The organism is Bacillus sp. CGMCC 1.60114 (genome assembly GCF_042676365.1).
GTDB classification, from domain to species: Bacteria; Bacillota; Bacilli; order Bacillales; family Bacillaceae_G; genus Bacillus_A; species Bacillus_A rhizoplanae_A.
Map to the genome: position 1 here is coordinate 25,977 of NZ_JBHTHG010000105.1, position 16,614 is coordinate 42,590.

Annotated in this window: 14 protein-coding genes, 4 pseudogenes and 1 riboswitch; of the genes and pseudogenes, 11 read left to right on the plus strand and 7 right to left on the minus strand. The window is 34.2% G+C overall.

The annotated features are described in order from the left end of the window. Positions 1 to 941 precede the first annotated feature (941 nt). Complete coding sequence (locus ACFQZ1_RS14735) at positions 942 to 1,067, plus strand: hypothetical protein (protein WP_377882929.1); 126 nt, start codon at positions 942 to 944, stop codon at positions 1,065 to 1,067. 150 nt (positions 1,068 to 1,217) lie between these two features. Continuing rightward, a riboswitch (cyclic di-GMP riboswitch) is annotated at positions 1,218 to 1,314 on the plus strand. A 16-nt stretch (positions 1,315 to 1,330) separates the two neighbouring features. Continuing rightward, positions 1,331 to 1,495, plus strand: coding sequence for an anti-repressor SinI family protein (locus ACFQZ1_RS14740; RefSeq protein WP_377882930.1), 165 nt, complete (start codon positions 1,331 to 1,333; stop codon positions 1,493 to 1,495). A gap of 165 nt (positions 1,496 to 1,660) precedes the next feature. Here the strand turns inward: ACFQZ1_RS14740 and ACFQZ1_RS14745 are convergent. The 4 genes and pseudogenes from ACFQZ1_RS14745 to ACFQZ1_RS14760 all read right to left on the minus strand — a co-directional run. Then, a pseudogene (locus ACFQZ1_RS14745) lies at positions 1,661 to 1,771 on the minus strand (IS6 family transposase); the annotation flags it as partial. Between the two features lie 142 nt (positions 1,772 to 1,913). Next, positions 1,914 to 3,334: pseudogene (locus ACFQZ1_RS14750) on the minus strand (IS4 family transposase). Positions 3,335 to 3,464: 130 nt separating this feature from the next. Beyond that, positions 3,465 to 4,376, minus strand: coding sequence for a DMT family transporter (locus tag ACFQZ1_RS14755; RefSeq protein WP_377882931.1), 912 nt, complete (start codon positions 4,374 to 4,376; stop codon positions 3,465 to 3,467). Further along, positions 4,366 to 4,764, minus strand: a complete 399-nt coding sequence (locus ACFQZ1_RS14760; protein ID WP_377882932.1) for a MerR family transcriptional regulator — start codon at positions 4,762 to 4,764, stop codon at positions 4,366 to 4,368. The genes ACFQZ1_RS14755 and ACFQZ1_RS14760 overlap by 11 nt, the downstream gene beginning before the upstream one ends. A 429-nt stretch (positions 4,765 to 5,193) precedes the next feature. Here ACFQZ1_RS14760 and ACFQZ1_RS14765 point away from each other — a divergent pair, with 429 nt between their 5' ends. Then, positions 5,194 to 5,760: an undecaprenyl-diphosphatase gene (locus tag ACFQZ1_RS14765; protein ID WP_377882933.1), complete on the plus strand. Its 567-nt coding sequence runs from the start codon at positions 5,194 to 5,196 to the stop codon at positions 5,758 to 5,760. A gap of 180 nt (positions 5,761 to 5,940) precedes the next feature. Here the strand turns inward: ACFQZ1_RS14765 and ACFQZ1_RS14770 are convergent. Beyond that, positions 5,941 to 7,365, minus strand: a pseudogene (locus tag ACFQZ1_RS14770) (PAS domain-containing sensor histidine kinase); the annotation flags it as partial. 42 nt (positions 7,366 to 7,407) lie between these two features. Continuing rightward, positions 7,408 to 7,848, minus strand: a pseudogene (locus tag ACFQZ1_RS14775) (PAS domain S-box protein); the annotation flags it as partial. A gap of 398 nt (positions 7,849 to 8,246) precedes the next feature. Here ACFQZ1_RS14775 and ACFQZ1_RS14780 point away from each other — a divergent pair. After that, entirely contained in the window at positions 8,247 to 8,621 is a 375-nt protein-coding gene (locus tag ACFQZ1_RS14780; RefSeq protein WP_377882934.1) for a VOC family protein, read from the plus strand. A 32-nt stretch (positions 8,622 to 8,653) separates the two neighbouring features. Here ACFQZ1_RS14780 and ACFQZ1_RS14785 read toward each other — a convergent pair whose 3' ends face one another. Beyond that, positions 8,654 to 9,463 (minus strand): YitT family protein, encoded by an 810-nt coding sequence (locus tag ACFQZ1_RS14785; RefSeq protein WP_377882935.1) that lies wholly within the window; start codon positions 9,461 to 9,463, stop codon positions 8,654 to 8,656. Positions 9,464 to 9,626: 163 nt separating this feature from the next. On the opposite strand from ACFQZ1_RS14785, the gene ACFQZ1_RS14790 reads away from it, so the two are divergent. The 7 genes from ACFQZ1_RS14790 (at position 9,627) to ACFQZ1_RS14820 (ending at position 16,501) form a co-directional block, all read left to right on the plus strand. Beyond that, complete coding sequence (locus ACFQZ1_RS14790; protein ID WP_377882937.1) at positions 9,627 to 10,430, plus strand: protein phosphatase 2C domain-containing protein; 804 nt, start codon at positions 9,627 to 9,629, stop codon at positions 10,428 to 10,430. 11 nt (positions 10,431 to 10,441) lie between these two features. Then, positions 10,442 to 10,915, plus strand: coding sequence for a peptidoglycan recognition protein family protein (locus tag ACFQZ1_RS14795; RefSeq protein ID WP_377882938.1), 474 nt, complete (start codon positions 10,442 to 10,444; stop codon positions 10,913 to 10,915). A 1-nt stretch (position 10,916) separates the two neighbouring features. Next, positions 10,917 to 11,162: a DUF2164 domain-containing protein gene (locus ACFQZ1_RS14800; protein WP_377882939.1), complete on the plus strand. Its 246-nt coding sequence runs from the start codon at positions 10,917 to 10,919 to the stop codon at positions 11,160 to 11,162. Between the two features lie 424 nt (positions 11,163 to 11,586). Continuing rightward, a complete protein-coding gene (locus ACFQZ1_RS14805; protein ID WP_377882940.1) occupies positions 11,587 to 12,600 on the plus strand; it encodes a S66 family peptidase in 1,014 nt (337 codons plus the stop codon). Between the two features lie 24 nt (positions 12,601 to 12,624). After that, on the plus strand, positions 12,625 to 13,200 hold the full coding sequence (locus tag ACFQZ1_RS14810; protein WP_377882941.1) for a GNAT family N-acetyltransferase: 576 nt from the start codon (positions 12,625 to 12,627) through the stop codon (positions 13,198 to 13,200). 152 nt (positions 13,201 to 13,352) lie between these two features. Then, positions 13,353 to 14,780 (plus strand): amino acid permease, encoded by a 1,428-nt coding sequence (locus ACFQZ1_RS14815; RefSeq protein ID WP_377882943.1) that lies wholly within the window; start codon positions 13,353 to 13,355, stop codon positions 14,778 to 14,780. A 101-nt stretch (positions 14,781 to 14,881) separates the two neighbouring features. Further along, a complete protein-coding gene (locus ACFQZ1_RS14820) occupies positions 14,882 to 16,501 on the plus strand; it encodes a long-chain fatty acid--CoA ligase (protein ID WP_377882944.1) in 1,620 nt (539 codons plus the stop codon). Positions 16,502 to 16,614: the final 113 nt, after the last annotated feature.

The window sequence follows — 16,614 nt, forward strand, 5'->3', positions numbered from 1 at the left end:
TAAACCAAAACCAAGTCTTACCTATCGCAACTATTCTACTTTTCTACTTGGAAAACACTTACAACGTCATCTGTATTTATTGCACAAGGAAGGTACAATTCATCAACACATTCAAAAAGCATAATAAATTTATCTTTATTCAAATGATCAAGTATTGTACTGAAATTTTCTTGACTAAACAATATTACTTGATCATCAATACTTTTAAGTGAAACATATAAATTATTGTATTTACTCAACTATTCCATCTCGCTTTCTTATCAAACAACTATTTTGTGAAAAAATAATTAGGACCTGAGGTACGCTACAGGTCCTAACAGAGAAATATGGAAACCCTAAGAAATATCTTTATATTACCAAAAACGGAAATAAAATACCATATGTTAATTATTAGAAAAAATTCGAAGGTATTAATAAATACTTCATTTAGTCACAGGGGAGAAATTGAATATGGAATGGATAGCGTTATGGGCTGTTGTATCTAGTCGTTCCTAGTACTTGGTATTTTAATAGGCTGGATTATTGGGGGATGAAACTAAACAAAAATTTCATTTTTATCGAAAAGTCAAAACTCCCTAACTTCGACTAGCTAGGGAGATGGTATAACTGCCACATGAAGGCTTATTTGTAATATATCGAATTTTCTGAAAAATATATCTATGTAAATATTGGTAAAACAAAAAGCAGCTAGCAAAAGCTAACTGCTCATCCCAAAGGGGAAATAGGCTGTGGTCTAGCCTGTTTGTAATATGTGTAGATAGTGAAATATTATGCCAAGGGATGAAGAATGAAAAGATTTGAACTAAAGATAATTGATAACAAGTTAGTTATTTTGCACTAGAACCCGAGAAATTAAGTTGAACTGATATATTTCTATATTGTAGGGATGTTAATCTGGTAAAATATCTTATGATATGAATTAAAATTTCCGGAGGATACAGGTGAAGAACATAAAATTGGATAAGGATTGGATTTTGTTACTTGAGGAATTACAGAAGGCTGGTATTTCGAAAGAAGAATTTAAAGCGTTTTTGGAGTTAAAAAAAACTGAAAAAGAAAACAAATAATAAGTATTTTCTACATCCGTTTAAGTATTTTTATGAAATTGCTTAAAATAGAAAAATAGTTTTTTTTTTCCTATTTTTCTATTGTGCATAAGTTTAGGTTCTTTATATAATATCAACAAGTAGTTATGTAAAGATAAACAGAAGGTATATGATTGATAAAGGCAAACTTATCGAAAGATAAGGACGCAAAGCTCCAGATCTAAGGTGATAAACATGATATTTTCATTATGATGGCTGGGCTACCGGTGCAAACGGGGGATTAGATGGAAAATCAGGTTGAAAAAAAAGTTAAAGATCAAGAGCAAGAACCGGATTTTATTGATTTAGAATGGCAAGAATTAATTCTCGATGCCAAGAGAATGGGCCTGACTGTTAATGAAGTACGTAGCTTTTTTTTCAGCGAACAGAACAAGATATGCGGTAATTAACACTTAAAGAGGTTATGTTCGTAAAAGTGGCTTGATTATCTTATTAGGATAGACAAAAAGCTCTGTCATTTAGTGAAGTGAACTCTGAAAATGGGACACGCATTAAAAGGTTCTGTTGCAAAGTTTGAAAAAAGCATAAACAGGTTGGTAAATGAAGAACAATGTTTAGGAAGTAGCTAGTAATTGTTGAAGTTCATTGTACGTTGAAAAGGCGGAGTCTCTTTGAAGACTTCGCCTTTGTTTATATAGGGCATGAATGGTTTCAATACCTTTAATTGGGGTCCTGACGCATGCCCATCAAGCTAAGATTATATAAGTTTAATTTCATGTGAGATTTTTTCTGTTTTCTAAAGATTTAGTGTAAGTTCATTAAAGATTTGCATACCAAACAAACCCTATTGGGTTTCAATTTTTTGGATTACGCTACATGATTGTGAGACATAGAAAAGTTGTATACGACGCCTAAGATATCAAAGACTGTTTTCTTCTCATACCTATGGGATTTTCGCCCATTTCTCTGTAGAAGGTTAAACAAACGCAGTAGTATCTTTGATATCTCTTGGGTTTCTTTTTGTAAAGCTTGATAAAGAAGTGGAAAATAATCTTTGATGATATAAATCGCTTTATATTCACTCAACTCTCGTTTCTTCTTGGCAAGGAGTAGTTGGCGCATTTGAAACATAGTGGAGGAACAAAGGAGGATACTAATTAACTGTCCGTATAAATGACACTCTAATCGTTCTAATTTTACAGAATTACAGTGATGAATACGAAAAAGTGATTTCCATGTTTTAAATAAAAGTTCAATTTGCCACCGTAAAGAGTAAAAATCGTATACTTGTTCTTTTTGTAGGTATTCCGAAGGGATATTTGTAATGTAAAAGTTAATCGCACTAAGCCGTTTACTACGTTCTTTATAGGTAATTTGCTTCTTATGTTCTTTAGATGCTAAATCCTTTTGTCTACGTTTCATTTGCGTTTCAGTTAATTTATACAGAATTAGTCTTGCCGGAAGCTTTTGATACATTCCAATATAAATCTCAGGAATTTCATATGTTTCACTGGACTGTAATTGGTCAATGAATTGCTCCATATCTAATTGGATATACTCAGAGTGCTTTTTTAAAGTATTCAGGCTCATTATTCTTTTGATATATACGTGTATTGAGCTTTAATCTTGAAATAAAATAAGCATTACACTCTTCTATAGTATGTAAGTCTTTTAAGTCGAAGTATCCTAAGTCACATATACATACATCGTTCGGTTGAAGGGACGTTAAACAAGTAGAACCATACGTTTTATCATTGTGCTTTCCTGATCCCACATGAACATGTAGAAACTGACCACTTAGTGGATCGATCATACTCTAGTTGAATTTTCACACCAGCATTTTGACCACTCCCACCTGAACCTTGGTATATAGAAGTAAATTTATCTGGAATCTGAAAATGTGTAGAATCCAATACACGAATACGCCGAAAATAGTTTGTATACAAAGTTGGAATCTTGCTAGAAGAACAAAATTGTTGATGAAGTAAATGTGCTAAGAGTTGTTGTAAAAACTGAACAGCCTGAAGGTTAAAACGTTGATTGAGTCCCTCTGGACTCATAGAAATACCAGTGCTAGCTTCTAATCTACTACATAATTGCGTCAATGAAAAACGAGCTACATTTTGGTTTAACCAAACACACAGAGCTACTAAATCTTGTGCTCGATGTTTACTTCTTCGTTGAACAAATCCTATATCCCTAGCCAATTGTTCTAAAGCATGAGGTGACATATGTCGTTGTAACTCCTCGGAAAATAATTGTAGTTCATCAGAAATCGATAGATTCATATAAAACGCCATCCTTTCCTATGATTCTACAGAAAAAATAGCGCATTTTTTCATTTTAGGGGAAATTTTGTTTTATGAGCTTTATAGAAATGTAACGGTATCCCTATATAATATTTATCTAAATTCATTCTTATAATGAAGCTGAAACTTTTTGTTTTCTTTTCAAACGCATGAAGCCAGAAGCTGTTAGAACTCCTAAAATAACTAAACATGTACCTACTATTTGAGGTAATGAAATAGTAGAACCAGTTATCATAGAAAGAATCATTGTGACTACTGGAACTAAGTTGAAAAATAAAGACGTGTTACTTGCACCAATAGTAGCCATACCTTTATTCCACCAAAGGTAGCCTAATACACTCGTAAATAGAGCCATGAATAAAATAGCACCCCAAGCTGAGAGCGTAACGTAAGATAAAGGTTGAGGACTTGGTAAAAAGACCGTTAGTATCGTAAGGCAAAGAGACCCAATTACCATCGTATAGGTGGTTGTCTCCATTGAAGAACTACCATTTAAATATTTTCTTCCTAATACACCGTATAAAGCCCAACATATATTCCCTGCTAAGATAAGTAAATCACCTTTAGAAATAGATAAAGTTCGAATAATTTCTAATGAACCTTGAGTAAGCACCAATATAACACCTACTAAAGCAAAAGCCATGCCAAGCATTTGCTGTTTTGTAATCGGATTTTTTAAAATAAAATATGCAAAAAGTGCAGTTACTAAAGGATTAGTTCCCATAATCAATGCCCCATTTAAAGGCGAAGTATACTTCATCCCTAAAAAGAAAAAAGTGTTGAATCCAAAGATGCCTATAATACCAAGTAAGATATACATTTTCCAATGAGTCTTAATGATTCTTATCTTTATTTGTTTTTGAAATCCCAAGATAAGTACCATAACCAATGCAGCTATACCAAATCGCCATGCTGCAGCACTCGCAGCTGAGAAATAGTGAACAGAATACTTAGCTAGGTTGAAAGTAGCCCCTGTAAATACAGCAAAACCTATTAACATAAGATATATCTTACTCTTCACCTTTTAAGCCTCCAATCATCGTTTCATATGTCTCTAATTTCACCTTCGCCACATTCATAACCGTTTCAATCTCTTGTTTCTGCTCTTCTAAAAGGAGTAGGTGTTTCTTTAAAATATCTACTCGGATTTGAATCTTTTTTAACTGGATGTCAGTAGAATCAATATTTTCTAGAAGACATCCATCCTTTAAAAATTCTTGGATATCTTCTAAAGACATCCCTGTTTGCTTTAACATTTTCATGAATTTAAGTAATCTAATTTCACCTTCTGTATATCTTCTTTTCCCACCTTTTCTTAATGGAGAAGACAATAGACCAATCTTTTCATAATAGCGCAAAGTATGAGCCGTGAATCCTGTTTTTATAGCCACTTCTGATATACTATACATTTTCATTTCCTCCTTTCTTTACATGCTACTACTTAGACTTAACTCTAAGTCAAGGATTAAATGACAACTGGAGGAAGAAATAATAAAAAGGCACGGAACTTTTCCGAACCTTTTCGTTTAATTTACATAAGTCTCATTATCAGTAGTCAATAATAAATAAAATTTTCGTTATGGGGATAATTAAAAATCTTAGCTTGATGGGCATGTGGTGCTACCCCTATTAACGTTTGTATCAATAATATTTTATTCCTAACCTGAATTATTGGCAGAGCTAATGCAAAGTTTCATTTTAATGGGATTTTGAACATTGGCTCTTTTTATTTCTTTATATTTTAATAATATATTTTCGTTTAGAGAGTAATGCATAGTTCCTTTGTATATAGAAATACTAAGAATACCATTTGAAGTGAAACTGAAGGAGACATTTTTATGGACTATAAAATATTTAGAGCCATTAATCGATTGGTTGGTCGTTATCCGTCTGTAAATGGCATTATGATAATGATTTCTCAAAAAGCGCGCTATGTGTATGCTCTTTTATTAATTCTAATGTGGTTTCGTAACAGGTTTTATAAAAAAATTACGATACAGGCAACATTCTCTGCAGGTATAACGTTACTTATTAATTTTTTTATAAAACAATTCTATTTTAGAGCTCGTCCTTTTTTGAATCATAATGCGCATATATTACCTCCAATTCCATCAAGAATGAATTCTTCATTTCCGAGTAAACATACGATGCTCTCATTTGCTGTTGCAACTTCTATCCTTTTTTATAAACGTTTATTGGGGTGGTTTATGTGGCTATTGGCGTTTTTAACAGGGTTCTCGCGTATTTGGAGCGGGCAGCATTATCCATCAGATATTATAGGAAGCGCATTAATTGGCAGTCTAACTAGTATTATTGTTCACGTTATTTTATGGTTATGGAATTCTTTTGTTTCATGCATTGTGTATAGCTATAATCGTGCTTGTGCTTTCGTAGGGTTGCGTTAATCATCATACAAGTGTAATGAAATATTATTTAATGAAAGAAAAGAAAACAGGAAAGTATCGATCCTGTTTTCTTTTCTTGTTTATCCCATTACTTTTGGGCAGTAATCCCCCACCTCAAGATTCGGGTAAAGTGAAAAGATAGGTGGGGGATGAGGAACCTTCATTGATGGAAGTTACACTTTATTTAATTTTTGTTTCTGAAATGATAGGTAACCGAATATCTACAGTTGTTCCCTTGTTTAATTCACTTGTAATTTGTAATTTTCCGTTATGTTCTTCAATGATCTTATAACACATCATTAAACCTAATCCAGTTCCTTTTTCTTTTAAACTATAGAAAGGTTCACCTAAACGTGAAATGCGATCTTGTGGAATTCCGCAGCCTTCATCCGTAATGCTGATTAATATAGAATGATTTTCTATCTGTATTGTTCGAATGAAAATAGTACCTCCGTGAGGCATTGCTTCTATCGCGTTTTTTAAGATATTGATGAATACTTGTTTGAGCTGATTTCCATCACAAGGAATTGCTGGCAAAACAGAGTCGTGATCCATGTTGATATGTGTATTATGCATGATTGCTGTTGGTAAAATAAATGTTACTACTTCTTCAATTAACGTTTGAATTTGACAGGATTTTATAGATATAGCTTGTGGCTTAGACATTGCCATAAACTGATTTGTAATCGATTCCATTTGAGTAATTTCACTTAACATGACATCAACATACCATTTGTTCTTTTCAATAATATCGGGTTCTAACAATTTCAAAAATCCCTTTAAAGAAGTTAATGGGTTTCGTATTTCATGGGCAATTCCAGCCGTTAGTTGCCCAACAACTGCTAGTTTTTCAGATTTTCTCAATAGTTCTTCTGTTTTCTTCAAATCTGTAACATCCTGTCCCATAATGACGATTCCTTTTCGGGAACCATCAAGATGAAAAAGAGGTACTTTTATAATATCGAGAATAAGAGGAGTGGAATTAGAATGCATAATAATTTCTTCACCACGTATGCTCTCTTTTTTCTCCCATGCAAATTCATCAGATTTTTCACAGTATAAGAAGGAGTTACGATATAGTTCATTATATTGGATTAACTCACTATCTTTTTTACCGCGGTAGGGCACATTTTCAAAATTTAAACTTGAAATAGCATAATCATTTGCTTCAAGCCATCTTCCTTCTGCATCTTTCAAAAGGATAAACGCTGGCATTGCATTTATAAGAGTCCGTAAACGTTTTTCACTCTCTTTTAATGCGTGTTCCATTTTTTTACGCTCTGTAATGTCTCTTAAACTACTTACGAATGCTACCACTTCTCCGTACGTATTTACAATAGGAGAGATAAAATTACTTACATTAATTAAATTCCCATTTTTGTGCTGTCTAAGTGTTTCTTGTGATGTGAAAAGTTTGTTGTTAGCAAGTTCTTGATAGATTTTGTTGTATTTCTCTTTTGAAAAGTCTGGGATAGTGGGTATTGTTTCTCCGAGCATTTCTTGTTCAGTCCAGCCAAAAAGATTTTCAAAAGCTTTATTTGCTTTCATTACTCGAAGTTTTAAATCAAGAACAACAATGGCATCTACTGTATTTTTTAGAAGTGAGTCCAGTTGTTGCTTTGTTAATGTAACATCTTCTTTTAGTTGTTTTATCTTCATGATATCTTTCATTATTATATATGTTCCGATTATCTTATGATCCGCAACAATTGGAGAACTCTTCAAAATTACTTCGACAGGATAACCATTTTTATGTATCATAGATAATTTATAATCTTGATGTTTTTCATTCATTATATTTTTTAAGATTTGTAAATTTTGTTCTGTATGTTGTGGAGTAATGAAAGAATAGATTGTCATCTTTTTAAATTCTTTAGCTGTATATCCTAGCATTCTTTCTGCTGCAGGATTGGCACATAATATATTACCTTGTAAATCGACAGATAAGATACCATCGGGATTATGTTTGAAAAGAGATGTGCAATGCTCTGTTTCATTTATACATTCTGTCATTTTATTTTTTGTAATAGTAGCGCGTCTTTTTGGATGTATACTTTTTTTAAAAGACGTAAACCGTTTCCCTCGCATTCATTATTCCCCCGGATATAAATTCTGTATTTATATGATGATTTTAGATAGCTGATATACTATTTTATATGTTTTATTTTAAATATATAACATTACTAATGTCATATCCTTTAAGAGTATAGACATGCTAAGTATGAATAGTCAATTTCTAATATATATTTCTAAATTATAAGTTTTATTTTCTGAAAACGGTTAGTAAGTCTTTCTCTTTAAGATTCTGAGAAAACAAAGAAGATAGGCAAGGAATAATTACCTGTAATCGTTCTATTGATAGATTCATTTTATAACTGAAAATATAAGAGGTTCTTTCGTTTTTCTTATACATCTTCATAATAAGTATGTAAGTTATTTATAACCCCCCCTTTGATATAATAAGGATAATAAAGGGAGGGATTATTATGACGTTTAAGATTCAAGGGATTGATCATGTACAATTAGCAGCACCAGCAGGATGTGAAGAAAAAGCACGCACGTTTTATGGAGACATACTTGGATTAGAAGAAATTCCAAAACCAGAAGAACTAAAAAAGCGAGGAGGCTGTTGGTTTCGATGCGGAAATCAAGAAATTCATATTGGTGTAGAACAAAATTTTTCTCCTGCAAAAAAAGCTCACCCTGCTTTTTTTGTTCAACACATTGAACATTTTCAAGATGATTTAACGCAAAAAGGGGTTTCTGTTATAGCCGATACAGCACGCCCTGATGTTACAAGATTTTATGTATTAGATCCATTTGGAAACCGTATTGAATTTATGGAACGAAAAGTGTTGTAAAAAAGCGAGATGGATAATATCCCATCTCGCTTTTAACCTCTTCTAAATAACCCTAATACTTCCACTGTTTCTGTAATGTTTACAAACGCTTGCGGATCAACTTCAGAAATTATAGCTTTCATTCCAGTTAGTTCTTCTCGAGAAATCACGGTCATTAATACATGTTTTTTCTCATTTGAGTATGCACCTTCTCCGTCGAGTAAGGTAATCCCGCGCACAAGACTTGAGAGGAGCTTTTCTTTCATTTTTTCTGCGTGACTTGTTACAATCATTAGAGTGATTTTTCGGTGTTTTGTGTGAACCGCATCAATTACTTTTCCTGTAACAAAAATAGATAATAAACTGTTTAAGGCAGTATCCCAATCGAAGAAAAATCCAGAAATAATGATTACAATAGTATTAAGTGCAATTAAGAATCCACCAAGCTGAATATCTTTTTTACGTGAAAGTAACATACCGATAACATCAAACCCGCCTGTTGAACCATAGCAGTTGAAAACAAGTCCAATACCCGCCCCGGCAATTACACCGCCAAATAACGAAGAAAGTAGCGCATCGGTTGCCACTGCATGCACAGGAATAGCGTATAAAGCTGCCGAAAGTGTGATAACTGATACGATTGTGTAACCGATAAATCGTTTTCCAAGTCCAATATACCCTAAAATAAGAATAGGTAAGTTCAGTAAAAAGTTTACTATTCCAGTATTAAATGGGGTTAAGATTCCAATGATAATTGCAATTCCACTAATCCCACTGCTTAAAATCTTGTGGGGGATAAGGAAAAGATTAAAAGAAAGTGCTACAACTAAAGAACCTAAAATCACTCCAAGTAATCGATACATATCTTTCCCGTCCTTCACTAAAAATGCTTTATATACAAACTCATATTAATTCAAAATTATATATGAGTTTGTAAGATTTGAGGGAAAACAGTTTATTTAGGGAAATTAGATTAGTTCGAAAAATGGAAGCGATTTCTGCTCTTAAAAAGGGGAGAGGATAAGTATGAAGATTCAAGTGTTTCAGCAAAAAAGTCCGTTGAAAGGAGAATGTGAAGATGCACTGATTTGTAATGAAGATTTAAAGTTATATGGTGTGTGTGATGGGGCGACGCCGCTTATTGAGTTTCAAGATGAGAATGGGCATAACGGAGCATACTTAGCTTCGCATTTGTTTCAGCAATACTTTGAATCTATTTCAGGTGTGGATTCATTGCAAAATGAAGTTGCTAAAGCAAATCAGTTGTTGCAAGAAAAAATGCAATCCTATCATATTGATACAACAAAAAAAGATCAACTTTGGTGTACGTGTATTGCTGCTATTCATATAACAAATAAAACAATAGAGTATGCGCAGCTTGGAGATTGTATGATTGTTGCTAAATTTTGTGATGGAACAGTTCAAGTACTTACGAAAGACACTGTGAAAGGAATTAGTAAACGGGCAAAGAAAAAGCGTGAAGAAGACCGCAAAAAAGGACTTTTTGTTCCGAGTGAAGCAATATTTGATGATAGAAAGTCGCAATTAAGCTACAATCGTTATATGGCAAATATTCCTAATGGCTATTCTGTTGCAAATGGGATGAGTGAAGTAGTCTTGTTTATTCAGAAAGGGAAACTTTTACGGCAAGAGATTACAGATTTATTTATTTGTTCAGATGGCTTGTTTCATCGAGAATGGCCGTTAGAAAAAAGTGCACAATTTGTATGGGAACATGGTATTACACAGTACGTACAAATAATAGAGGAATTAGAAGCAAAACAGTTTGTTCGTCCAGATGATAAAACAGCAATCATTATTCGTCTGTAAAGGGTGAGACTATGCGTATTCAAAAAGCAAATTTATCATTTCACGATCCTCTGCAACCGTTGCAAACTGTTATACAAATTATTGTTCATCATACAGCAGAAAATGGGTGGGATATATATAAGACACATAATTTTCATCAAAATAAACGAGGGTGGAGCGGAATAGGATATAATTACTTTATTGAAGAAGATGGCACGATTTACGAGGGCAGGGGATTGTATATAGGGGCTCATGCGAAAGGATATAATACTGAGAGTATAGGAATTTGTATATCTGGAAATTTTGACACCTATGATCCAACGCCAGTACAAATGATTTCTTTGCATTGGTTATGCGAACAGTTAATGCGTCAGTTTTCTTTGGATAGTGATCGGGTTCTTGGTCATCGTGAGTTAGACGGGGTAACGAAAACGTGTCCTGGAACGCGTTTTTCAATGGTAGAATTGCGCAACATTCTATCTAATAATGAAAAAGGAGATTTATAGCATGATATTTATGAAATTACCAAATGAGAAAAAAGAAGCACTTGTAGAACATATTCAACAGTTTTTTGAAGAAGAAGGGCTAGAAGAGATTGGGCGTTTTCAAGCAGAGAGGTTAATTGAAGAAATGATAAAAGAACTAGGACCGCATATTTATAATCAAGCGATAAGAGACGCTAGAAAGCTTGTCGCAGATAAACTTACAAATTTAGAAGAAGATTTATATGTATTAGAAAAACCAATTAAGTAATAAGTTTATACAAAGAAAAGAGGCTAACTCACAGTCTAGTGAGTTAGCCTCTTTTCGTCCAAATTGCCTTTGTATAAGCAATTTTCATTCCATATCACTTTGGCTAACTCTACATTCGTAACATGTTTCATATTTGTATCTATTCACCTTTCCCGATCATTAGAGATTTTTTTCACTATGTACTTAATACGACATATTTCTCCTACTTCCTTTTTAATTTTTAGGCGTTGCTATTGACATTTCATTGTATATGGAATCTATTACACCCATGACTGTCTATTATTTTAAATTAAGTATATGAATAGTCTGTTTTAAGAGTAAGCAATAATGATTAAACACGATTTCGATTGTTTGAAATGAAGGGGTTTCGGGGTAGTTCAACGAATATAAATTTATATATATAGAAGAGAATGGGGAAATACGTATGATAAAATATCCGTTTTTACAAAAAGGGGCAACGATTGGTGTAACAGCACCTTCGTCTGGGGTAGATGTAGCACTGCATAATATGTTTAAACAGTCTTGTGAAAGTATGGAAGGAAAAGGCTATACAGTTATTTGCGGAGAAACAGTTTGGACACAAGAGAAAGCTAAGTCTTCTAGTGCGAAAAAGAGAGCAAATGAATTTATAGAAATGATGCAAGATGAAAACATTGATATGATCATTCCTCCTTGGGGTGGTGAACTATTAATTGAAATACTAGAAGAAATTGATTTTGAAAAGATAAACAAGAAATGGATACTAGGGTACTCGGACACAAGTACTTTATTATTAGCAATAACTTTAAACACAGGAATAGCGACTGCTCACGGAACAAATTTCGTAGATGTAAGAGGTGAATACTCCGATGATACAACAGCGATGTGGCAAACTGTTTTATCAACGGAAACAGGTTCTTCAATTATCCAATACTCCTCAGAGAAATTTCAAAAGAAATGGCAGCATAATAATCCATCTCCGTGTGTTTTTCATTTAACAGAAGATACAAATTGGAAAACAATTTCGAATAAAAATGCGAAAATTGCAGGTCGATTGCTAGGTGGGTGTATCGATGTTATTAGACATCTCATTGGCACTCCGTTTGGTAGAGTGCAAGAGTTTAGAAAGGAACATTTGAATGACGATTCTTTCATTTGGTATTTTGAAAACTGCGAATTAACTACGACTGATTTGCGACGTTCATTGGTTCAAATGAAATTAGCAGGTTGGTTTGATAATTGTTCAGGTATCTTATTTGGTCGGAGTGCTGCAAACCATCCAGTCAATGGTTATACTGTTGAAGATATATATAAAGAACTTACTAATGAACTTCAAATTCCAATTATTTATGATATAGACTGTGGCCATATGCCTCCGCAAATTACATTTATAAACGGAGCATTTGCAGAAATCGAAGTTGCAGATGGTAAAGGAGTAATTATACAGCACTTTAGGTAGTGATGTGGGGGGGAAATGAAGTAAATGGAATATAAAAATATTGCGGAAAAATATCCAACACTCACTACAGAACGATTGCGTTTAAGACCGTTAAGAATAGAAGATGCTGCTGATGTATTTGAATATGCTTCAGATCCAGAAATCACAACCTATACGGTATGGTATCCACATGAAAAACTACAGGATTCACAAATATTCATTCAATCAATCCTACATCAATATGAAAAAGAAGAAGTTGCAGCTTACGGAATAGAGCTGAAAAAGGGAAAGAAAATGATTGGAACGTGTGGTTTTATCGAATATGACAAGAATCATCATAAGGCAGAATTGGCATATGCATTATCGAAAAACTATTGGAGACAAGGATTTGCGACGGAAGCAGCGAAAGCATTCATATGTTATGGATTTGAAACATTACAGTTAAACCGTATTGAAGCAAGGTGTCATGCTAGTAATGTTCAATCAGAACAAGTGATGAAACGCTTAGGAATGCAATATGAGAGAACGTTTCGAAAAGATATGTTTGTGAAAGGGACATATCGAGATACAAAAATGTATGCTATTTTGCGAGATGAATATAATACCCAAACGGAAGAGTAATATAGAGCTTACTCTTCTGTTTGTTTTTAAGGGTGAAGACAAGAAAAAATGTATAAATATTTATCTAAATTTTCTAAAAATATTGACAAATAAACCGTTCTATTTTTATACTTATCTAAGTTTTTACTTATTAGTAGGAATGGAGGGGCTATATGGAGAAGGAAGAAGCGCATTTTCAAGAAATTATAGAAAGAGAGAAAGGCTTGCATCGTGGACTATCTACGAAGCAGCTGTCTATGATTGCAATCGGCGGAGCAATTGGAACAGGTTTATTTTTAGGAAGTGGGATGGCTATTGGCTTGGCTGGTCCTAGCGTAATACTTAGTTATGGGATTGGAGCCATTATTGCTTTTTTATTAATGGGGTGTCTAGCAGAAATGACAGTAGCGCACCCTACTTCTGGGTCATTTGGAGCATATGCTGAACATTATATAGGTCCCTGGGCAGGTTTTACTGTGCGCTATGCATATTGGGCAAGTATTGTAGTGGCGGTCGGAACTGAAGTGACAGCGGTTTCGGTGTATATGAAATATTGGTTTCCTACTGCCCCTGGTTGGATGTGGGTTATTCTCTTTTCAGCGTTACTTATTTTTGTGAATGCCACTAGTGTAAGTTTATTTGGAACGATTGAATATTGGTTTTCAATGATTAAAATAGTAGCTATTGTTGGTTTTATTCTTTTGAGTGCTTACGTTGTATTTGGTACTAACACGAATCCGGAAATAGGAATTCAAAATTATACAAATGCCGGTGGATTTTTACCAAATGGTTGGTGGGGCATGTGGGTTGCGGTTTGTGTAGCTTTATTTAGTTATTTAAGCATTGAAATGATTGCTGTAACCGCTGGCGAAGCAAAGAATCCAGAGAAAGCAGTTCCTAAAGCACTTCGTTCAACTATTTATCGATTAATTATTTTTTATATTTTAACATTGGCTTTCATGTTAATGATTGTTCCTTGGAAAGCTGCTGGTGTTGATAAGAGTCCTTTTGTTAAAGTAATGGAATTATTAAATATTCCAGGTGCATCTGGCATTATGAATTTTGTTGTTTTAATCGCAGCTTTGTCTTCAATGAATAGTCAATTATATATTACAACTCGAATGATGTTTTCGCTATCTAGAGCTGGTTATGCACCGGCAAGGTTTGGTCAACTAAGCAAGAGAGGAGTTCCTGTTTCAGCTTTGTTCTTCTCGACAATTGGTATTGCGCTGGCAACAATTTTAACAATTGTTTCACCGAATCAAGCATTCATGCTCATGATGGGTATTTCAATGTTCGGAGCTATGTTTACATGGATGATGATTTTTGTTACTCATTTATATTTTCGAAAGAAGTGGGTTGCATTCGGAGGAAGGGATTTACCAGTTCGTATGTGGGGATACCCATTTTTAACTACATTAGGAGCCGTATTAATGTTTGCAATTTTAATAACCACTTGGTTTACTGACATGTTTAAATCAACACTTACAACGGGTATTCCGTTTTTACTTGTAGTAACAATAGGGTATTTTGTTTGGGAAAAAGCAAATGAAAGAAAAGTATTCGTGAACAATGATGAAGTGTCTGATCATGTAAAGTAACAAGTAAATAGTAATAAGTTGTGGCTGTTATTTATTATTATTGTGTCGCTATGAAGTTGTCCGAAAAAATGAAAGCCTTTTTATAAAGGGGGACAAAAAACATGATGATGGATGTACCATTAACAATTAGCTCAATGATAGAAAGGGCAGAGAAGTTATTTGCAAAGAAAGAAATTATTTCTCGTACACATAGTACAATTACACGCCTAACGTATAAAGAGCTAGGTGAGCGAACGAGACGTTTGTCTAGTGCATTGCAAAAGTTAGGTGTAAAGCAAGGGGAACGAGTGGGCACACTGGCGTGGAATCATCATCGTCATGTAGAAGCATATTTTGCGATTCCTGGTATTGGTGCTGTACTGCATACGATTAACATTCGTTTATCTCCACAACATATTTCTTTTATTATCCAACATGCAGAAGATCGCGTTTTGCTAATTGATGAAGATATTGTACCGCTCGTTGAAAGCATTCAAGATCAGCTATCAACTGTACAAGCTTATGTCATTATGACTGACAAAAAAGAACTTCCTCCAACATCGCTACAACCTGTCTATCATTATGAAACGCTCCTTGAAGAAGGAGATCCATCATTTTCGTTTATACAAAACATAGATGAACATATGCCAGCGGGAATGTGTTATACGTCTGCTACAACTGGAAATCCAAAAGGCGTCGTATATACACATCGCAGCACTGTTTTACATAGTATGACACTTGGACTGGCAGATACAACAGCACTTTCTGAAAGTGATATCGCAATGCCGATTGTTCCCATGTTTCATGTAAATGCATGGGGACTACCGTTTGCTGCTACTTGGTTCGGTTCCAATTTAGTTCTGCCAGGTCCGATGTTTACCCCGAAGATTTTACTGGAAATGATAGAAGAGGAGAAAGTGACAATAGCTGCGGGTGTACCAACAATTTGGCTTGGTGTACTGCAAGAATTAGAAAAGAATCGTTATGATCTATCAAATATGAAACGTATTTTATGCGGCGGTTCAGCTGCACCGAAAAGTGTCATTGCCGCATTTGAACAGAAATATAATGTTCCATTTGTACATGCGTATGGGATGACAGAAACAAGTCCACTAGTCACACTTGCACGATTGAAAAGTTATCAATGTGAATTACCATATGAAGAGCAACTTACGATTCGTGCAAAGCAAGGCTACTTAATACCTGGTGTTGAAATGAAAGTTATCGGAGAAAACGGAGATGTAGCATGGGACGGACAAGAAATGGGGGAACTATGCCTGCGTGCCCCATGGATTGCGGCAAGTTATTATAACGATGAACGAACAGTAGAGGGTTTTCGAGATGGGTGGTTATATACAGGAGATGTCGTTACGGTTGATGAAGAAGGAAGTATTAAAATTGTGGATCGAACGAAAGATGTGATTAAAAGCGGGGGAGAATGGATTTCATCTGTTGACTTAGAAAATGCACTGATGGCGCATGAAGCAATATTTGAAGCGGCTGTTGTTGCAGTACCTCATAAACAGTGGCAAGAACGTCCTGTTGCATGTGTTGTTGTAAAACAAAATAAATCTGTTACAAAAGAAGAATTATATGACTTTTTAAAACCACAATTTGCAAAATGGTGGCTGCCAGATGAGATTGTCTTTATGAAAGAAATTCCAAAAACGTCAGTTGGAAAGTTTTTGAAGCAAGCGCTTCGAAAAGAATTGGAGCAATATTATATAGAAGATAGAAAGTGATTGTTAACTATAATTACATTTTAGTTGACATTATAAAAAGAGCAGGGTAACATATCACATATGATATGTTACCTTATTTTTATTTATAGTTTACAAACAGGAGAAAACATAAT

Bases quoted from the DNA above. Each gene is read 5' to 3' on its own strand.
- ACFQZ1_RS14740 (WP_377882930.1), top strand. From the start codon at position 1,331: ATGGAAAATCAGGTTGAAAAAAAAGTTAAAGATCAAGAGCAAGAACCG.
- ACFQZ1_RS14760 (WP_377882932.1), bottom strand. From the start codon at position 4,764: ATGTATAGTATATCAGAAGTGGCTATAAAAACAGGATTCACGGCTCAT.
- ACFQZ1_RS14765 (WP_377882933.1), top strand. From the start codon at position 5,194: ATGGACTATAAAATATTTAGAGCCATTAATCGATTGGTTGGTCGTTAT.
- ACFQZ1_RS14780 (WP_377882934.1), top strand. From the start codon at position 8,247: ATGACGTTTAAGATTCAAGGGATTGATCATGTACAATTAGCAGCACCA.
- ACFQZ1_RS14785 (WP_377882935.1), bottom strand. From the start codon at position 9,463: ATGTATCGATTACTTGGAGTGATTTTAGGTTCTTTAGTTGTAGCACTT.
- ACFQZ1_RS14790 (WP_377882937.1), top strand. From the start codon at position 9,627: ATGAAGATTCAAGTGTTTCAGCAAAAAAGTCCGTTGAAAGGAGAATGT.
- ACFQZ1_RS14795 (WP_377882938.1), top strand. From the start codon at position 10,442: ATGCGTATTCAAAAAGCAAATTTATCATTTCACGATCCTCTGCAACCG.
- ACFQZ1_RS14800 (WP_377882939.1), top strand. From the start codon at position 10,917: ATGATATTTATGAAATTACCAAATGAGAAAAAAGAAGCACTTGTAGAA.
- ACFQZ1_RS14805 (WP_377882940.1), top strand. From the start codon at position 11,587: ATGATAAAATATCCGTTTTTACAAAAAGGGGCAACGATTGGTGTAACA.
- ACFQZ1_RS14810 (WP_377882941.1), top strand. From the start codon at position 12,625: ATGGAATATAAAAATATTGCGGAAAAATATCCAACACTCACTACAGAA.
- ACFQZ1_RS14815 (WP_377882943.1), top strand. From the start codon at position 13,353: ATGGAGAAGGAAGAAGCGCATTTTCAAGAAATTATAGAAAGAGAGAAA.
- ACFQZ1_RS14820 (WP_377882944.1), top strand. From the start codon at position 14,882: ATGATGATGGATGTACCATTAACAATTAGCTCAATGATAGAAAGGGCA.